The organism is Nostoc sp. (genome assembly GCF_036918015.1).
Taxonomy (GTDB): Bacteria; Cyanobacteriota; Cyanobacteriia; order Cyanobacteriales; family Nostocaceae; genus Nostoc.
Genome location: NZ_JBALEO010000087.1, coordinates 1 through 1207 on the forward strand (window position 1 = coordinate 1; position 1207 = coordinate 1207).

The window sequence follows — 1207 nt, forward strand, 5'->3', positions numbered from 1 at the left end:
CTTGATTTCTGATTTTTGAATTTTTTGGCTTTGCTTGTTTTCAACTCAGCTTCCCTGAGTCATTTTCTGCTTTTTAGTCTAAAGTCCAGTATTTAGAATGATTGACTCTAAGTATTGATTACTTTATCCGCAGCACCAGTTAATATTTCATCCATCCAAGCATTTATGCTTTTGCCAGCCTTTTTAGCAGCAATAAATATTTTGCGGTGGTGTTCTGGAGTTGTGCGGAATGGAAGTTTACCAGAGAATGGTTTATCAGGCTCCTCTCCTAGTTCTTCACAGAAAGCAAGATAATCATCAACAGAAATTTGAAATTCTTGACGCGCTTCGTCTACAGTTTTTGCCTTAAAGGTAATCACGTCATTAATGTCTAGGACTTGACCAAAAAGTATTCCCGCTTCTACATCTACTTCTATACTAGCTGTGTATCCCTTATAAGTCATCATATTTCAATTCCTGCCTTAATTAAAAATTCTCTAACAGATTTGACTGCTCCTTTATCTGTCTCATTTTGAGGATGCGGTTCGTGAAAAACAGCTTTCACATCATTTAATTTCACACGAACCCGCGAACCTCTACCTTGAGTAATATCAGCACCTAAAGCTATGAATAAACTTTCAATATCTTTCCAAAGAACATTAGATGGTACAGGATTTGTAAAAATTAACTCTAAAATCTGACGTTGTTTGTTATTGAGATCCATTTAATCAATACAATTACAGGCATCTTACAGTTAACTTGAATATAGCCACAGATATAATGATATCATATTATGATATCGTTGGAAATATAGAAGCGATCGCTGATTGTATGATGGCATTGTAAGCGATCGCTTTGCAGAAAACCTCAAAAATAAAGCGATCGCCTGTTGTCCAAGAGTGAGTGCGATCGCCTTGCAGAAAACCTCAAAAATAAAGCGATCGCCTGTTGTCCAAGAATGAGCGATCGCCTTGCAGAAAACCTCAAAAATAATGCGATCGCCTTACAGAAAACCTCAAAAACTAAGCCTAGACTCGTAACGGTTTGCTGTTTGTTAGACATCGCTTGTTGTGGAAGAGTGAATGCGATCGCTTTGCAGAAAACCTCGAAAATAAAGCGATCGCCTGTTGTGGAAGAGTGAGTGCGATCGCCTTGCAGAAAACCTCAAAAATAAGGTAATTGTCAGTTGTGTAAGAGTGAGTGCGATCGCCTTGCAGAAAACCTCAAA

3 protein-coding genes are annotated in these 1207 nt (G+C 38.0%); all 3 read right to left on the minus strand.

The window, feature by feature from the left end; translation table 11 throughout:
- Positions 1 to 107 precede the first annotated feature (107 nt).
- Entirely contained in the window at positions 108 to 443 is a 336-nt protein-coding gene (locus V7K61_RS26595; protein ID WP_199346326.1) for a type II toxin-antitoxin system HicB family antitoxin, read from the minus strand.
- Positions 443 to 703 (minus strand): type II toxin-antitoxin system HicA family toxin, encoded by a 261-nt coding sequence (locus V7K61_RS26600; protein WP_069068733.1) that lies wholly within the window; start codon positions 701 to 703, stop codon positions 443 to 445. Before V7K61_RS26600 ends, V7K61_RS26595 begins: the two co-directional genes overlap by 1 nt.
- A gap of 143 nt (positions 704 to 846) precedes the next feature.
- Entirely contained in the window at positions 847 to 1041 is a 195-nt protein-coding gene (locus tag V7K61_RS26605) for a hypothetical protein (protein WP_335058056.1), read from the minus strand.
- Between the last annotated feature and the right edge of the window lie 166 nt (positions 1042 to 1207).